The sequence below is a fragment of the Oscillibacter sp. CU971 genome, from assembly GCF_905219725.1.
In the GTDB taxonomy this organism is placed as follows: Bacteria; Bacillota; Clostridia; order Oscillospirales; family Oscillospiraceae; genus Oscillibacter.
Map to the genome: position 1 here is coordinate 1 of NZ_CAJMXG010000235.1, position 4,266 is coordinate 4,266.

4 protein-coding genes are annotated in these 4,266 nt (G+C 64.7%); 1 reads left to right on the forward strand and 3 read right to left on the reverse strand.

The annotated features are described in order from the left end of the window. Positions 1-319 (reverse strand): hypothetical protein (locus JX325_RS13130; protein WP_204791554.1); only part of this gene is annotated, 319 nt, incomplete at its 3' end. A 63-nt stretch (positions 320-382) separates the two neighbouring features. Here JX325_RS13130 and JX325_RS13135 point away from each other — a divergent pair. After that, the gene (locus JX325_RS13135; protein ID WP_204791555.1) at positions 383-1,231 is read left to right on the forward strand and encodes an S-layer homology domain-containing protein; all 849 of its coding nucleotides are present in this window, start codon (positions 383-385) and stop codon (positions 1,229-1,231) included. 63 nt (positions 1,232-1,294) lie between these two features. Here JX325_RS13135 and rpoN read toward each other — a convergent pair whose 3' ends face one another. Both rpoN and JX325_RS13145 read right to left on the reverse strand, forming a co-directional pair. Beyond that, positions 1,295-2,626 carry an RNA polymerase factor sigma-54 gene (gene rpoN / locus JX325_RS13140; RefSeq protein ID WP_204791556.1) on the reverse strand — a complete coding sequence of 444 codons (1,332 nt, stop codon included), beginning with the start codon at positions 2,624-2,626 and terminating at the stop codon, positions 1,295-1,297. A gap of 94 nt (positions 2,627-2,720) precedes the next feature. Beyond that, the gene (locus tag JX325_RS13145; RefSeq protein ID WP_204791557.1) at positions 2,721-4,136 is read right to left on the reverse strand and encodes a sigma-54-dependent Fis family transcriptional regulator; all 1,416 of its coding nucleotides are present in this window, start codon (positions 4,134-4,136) and stop codon (positions 2,721-2,723) included. Positions 4,137-4,266: the final 130 nt, after the last annotated feature.

A 4,266-nucleotide genomic window follows, 5' to 3' on the forward strand; every position in this document is an offset into this window, starting at 1 on the left:
CCCATCCCCTTTCCTCCCTCCCCGGCGGGCGCGCCCCGCCGGAGGTTTTCCGCGAAAACCGGCTGACCCGCGAAAGCCCCCGCGCCGGAAGGCGCGGGGGCTTTTCACCGGAAAGCTTCGCTAAAAACGGCGGAGTTGTCGGAAAAGCACACAGCGCAAGCGTTTGTTTTTCTCCGGCAGGGAAGCTAAAAATGACAAATTCTGACGCCGGCCTCCCAAATTGAAGGCAGGCATGGCTGTGGAAAAGTTCCCGTTCTTTTTGCAGAATGTGACAAATCCTCTTGCATTTTCCGGCAGGATGGAGTAAAATACGTTTCATTCTGCCGGCTGCGGACGAGAGCGTTCCCGTCCGCCGGGTCAAAAAATTTTTGGAGGAACCAACATGAAGAAAAAGCTGTTATCCCTGGCTCTGGCCCTGGCGCTGAGCCTGAGCCTGGCTGTCCCCGCCTTCGCCGCCGAGGAAGACAAGACGGGCACCACCGCTCCCACNGAGTCTTCCGGCGAGGAGAAGAAGGACGAAACTCCCGCGGAAGGCGAGGAGAAGAAGGACGAAGCTCCTGCCGAAGATGGGGAGAAAAAGGACAAAGCTCCCGCCGAAGACGGGGAGAAAAAGGACGAAGCTCCCGCCGAAGACGGAGAGAAGAAAGACGAAGCTCCCGCGGAAGGCGAGGAGAAGAAAGACGAGGCCGCCCCCAAGTTTACCGATGTAGCCGCCGATTCCCCCTTTGCCGCCGCCATTGACTGGGCCGTGGCCGGGGGCATCACCCTGGGCACCACCGAGACCACCTTTGGGCCCGGCAACACCTGCTCCATCTCCAACATCCTCACCTTCCTGTGGCGCGCCAACGGCAAGCCCGGCGCCGCCGAGGGCGTGTCCGACCGTGACAGCGCCGCCAAGTGGGCCGTGGAGCAGAAGCTGATTGCCGAGGGCGAGGACGTCTCCGCCCCCTGCACCCGCGTGATGGCCGTGGGCTTCATGTGGGGCGTGGCCGGAAAGCCCGAGGTTGAGGCGGAGCTCAGCTTCACCGACGTGGACAAGGACGCGGATTACGCCGGGGCCGTGGCCTGGGCTGTGGACCAGAAGATCACCTCCGGCACCAGCGAGACCACCTTCTCCCCCGACAACACCTGCACCCGGGGCCAGATTGTGACCTTCCTGTTCCGTGCCGCCAACGCCGCCGCCCCCGCGGAGAAGGANGAGCCCGCCGAGAAGGCCGAGTCCGCCGAGTAAGCCCCCTTCCTCATTCTAAGCGGAATAAGAGTGCCCTGCCATAACCGGCAGGGCACTCTTTGCTTATTTTTTCCGGGCCGCCGAGGACCCCAGGCCCAGCTCCAGGCGGTACTTGGCCACCGTCCGCCGGGCCACGAAGACGCCCCGGGCCTCCAGCAGGCGGCACAGGTCCTGGTCGCTGTAGGGCCGTTTCCGATCCTCCTCCCGGACGAGGGCCAGCAGGGCTTGCTTNGCCGCCTGGCGGGAGACGCCGCCGCTGACGGGGAGGCTGAAAAAGTAGCGGAGGGGGTATGTACCCTGGCGGCACTGGAGGTACTTCCCCCGGACGGCCCGGGAGACCGTGGAGGGGTGAAGGGCCAGACCCTCCGCCAGGGAGGAAAGCGTCATAGGGGCCAGGTCCCCCGTCTGCCCGGAGAAGAAGGGCCGCTGGGCTTCCAGCGCCGCCTCGGCGCAGCGGCGCAGGGTGCTCCCCCGGCGATCCAGGCTGTCCAGNAGCCATTTGGCCTGCCGGAGCTTCTGGCGGAGGTAGTCCTTAGTCTCCTTCTCGTCGGAGCTTTTCAAAAGCCGGAGATAGTAGTCGTTGACGGACACCCGGGGCAGGTNGTACTCGTTCAAAATGACCTGGAGCTCCCCGTCCAGCTCCGCGACGAACACGTCGGGCCGGACGTAGACCGTGGGCTCAGCGGGCTGGAAGGCCCGGCCNGGATGGGGCTCCAGGGAGGCGACAACCGCCTCCGCCCGCCGCACGGCCTCCACCGTAATCCCCAGCTTCTGGGCGATGGCGGCGTAGTGCTTCCGCCCCAGCTCCGGGAGGAAGCGGGCGGCAACGTCCATGGCCACAGGGTCCGCGCCGTCCCGGCGGCTGAGCTGGAGCAGCAGGCACTCGGACAGGGACCGGGCCCCCACTCCCGGGGGGTCCAGGCTCTGGAGGGTGTCCAGGGCCTGGTCCGTCAGGGCCTGGGGGATCTTCATGGCGGTGAGGCCCTCCAGGTCCTCCTGGGCCAGGTATCCGTCCCNGTCCNCCAGCTCCGCCANATACTCGCACAGGGCCGACAGGGGCTTGGGGAGCCGGAGGCGGTGAATCTGNTCCCGGAGGAAGGCGGCGAGGCTTTCCAGGGCGCTGTCCATGGCTCCGGCTTCCGGGGCCCCCTCCTCATGGGTGAAGGTGGCCCGGTCCCGGACGCCGCCGTCAATCCACCCGGCCTGACGGCGCAGCTCCTCATAGGCCCGCTCCGGCGGGTCGGACTGGTCCAGCAGGGGGTTTTCCTCCGCCTGGCGGGAGAGGTATTCCAGCAGCTCCTGGNAGGTCATCTGAAGGACCTCCATGGACTGCATCAGCTGGGGAGTCAGCTTCAGCTCCTGCCGCAATTCGGTTTTCAGCTGAACAAGGCTCATGGGCGTCCCCCCTTGAAATTGACAATGGACAATGATGGGCGGTGGAAGCGGACCGTCTGCCGGGAACTCCTCATTGTCCATTATCCATTGTCCATTACTTCACGTACTTGGCCACCTTCCGGGCCGCCGTGGCCTGGGAGATGCCCAGCTCCTTGGCCACGGCCACAGTGGTGCGCCAGCGGCGGTAAGACTCCCGGATGATCTGCCCCTCGTAGGCGTCCATCCGCTCCGTCAGGGTGCCCTCCCGGGAGGGGGCCGGGGCGGCGGACCCGGCGTCGTACTCCGGGGGCAGGTGCCCCAGGTCGATAATGGGGTCCTGAACGGTGATGACCAGGCGCTCCACCAGGTTTTCCAGCTGGCGGACGTTGCCGGGCCAGTCGCAGCGCTCCAGGAAGGTCAAAAGCCGGGGGCTGAAGGTGAGGGCCTTGCCGTACTCCCCGCAGAACCGGGCCAGGAACTGGTGGGCCAGGGGGAGGATGTCCTCCCGCCGCTGCCGCAGGGGCGGGATGTGGATGCGGATGACGTTGAGCCGGTAGAAGAGGTCCGAGCGGAAGAGGCCCCGCTGGACCGCCTCCTCCAGGTTGCGGTTGGTGGCAACCAAAAGGCGGAAGTCCAGCTCGATGCGCTTGTTGCCGGAAAGGCGCTCGATGGTTTTTTCCTGAATGAGCTGGAGGAGCTTGGACTGGATGTGGGGGGGCAGCTCGCCGATTTCGTCTAAGAAGAGGGTGCCGTTTTGCGCCAGCTCGATTTTGCCGATTTTGCCGCCGCTGGCGGCCCCGGTGAAGGCCCCCTTCTCATAGCCGAAGAGCTCCGACTCGATAAGATTTTCGTGGAGCACGGCGCAGTTGACTTCGATGAAGGGCCCGTCGGCCCGGCTGCTCATGGCGTGGATGGCCTTGGCCACGGCGCTCTTCCCTACGCCGGTTTCCCCGGTAATTAAGATGTTGGCTTTCGTGTTGGCCGTGTTCTGCATCAGCGTCCAGAGCCGCTGCATGGAGGCGCTTTTGAAGATGAGGCTGGTGGAGGTGGCCCGGGTGCGGAGCTCGGCAATCTCCTGGGAGTACTGCTGGAGGGAGTCCTGGAGGTGGCGGTAGTTCCGCTGGATGGCGTTGATCTGCTCCATGGAGACGGTGTTGAAGCAGACGGCGAATTTCAGATCGCCGGCGCGGTCGAAGAGGGGGATGCCCACGGTCATGACGTTTTTGTGGGCGTGGTTGATGGTCTGGGTGGCGGTGATTTTCCGCCGCTGGCGGATGACCTCGGCGGTGACGCAGGGGGAGAAGGTGCCGTCGGCCTCCAAATCGAAGGCGGAGCGGCCCACGATGGAGTTGTGGACGAAGCCGAAGTTCTTTTCATAGCTCTCGCTGACCCGGAGGATGACGCCCTTGGCGTCGGAGAGCATCATGTCGTCGGCGAGGACCAGGTTGTTTTCGGGGCTTAAGATGTCGAAGAGGCCCCGGAGGTTGATGTCGTCGTCAAAGAGGGTGGTGAAGTCGGGTGCCTGCGGCATGGCGGGGCCTCCTTACTTTTCCCCCTGAAAGGGGGGGATTTTACTCGCCCTGACGGGCGGGGGGGATTGGATACCAGCGATGGCTGGTTCATTGCACCCCCCATTTTCTCTTTTTCTTCCAGAAGAAAAA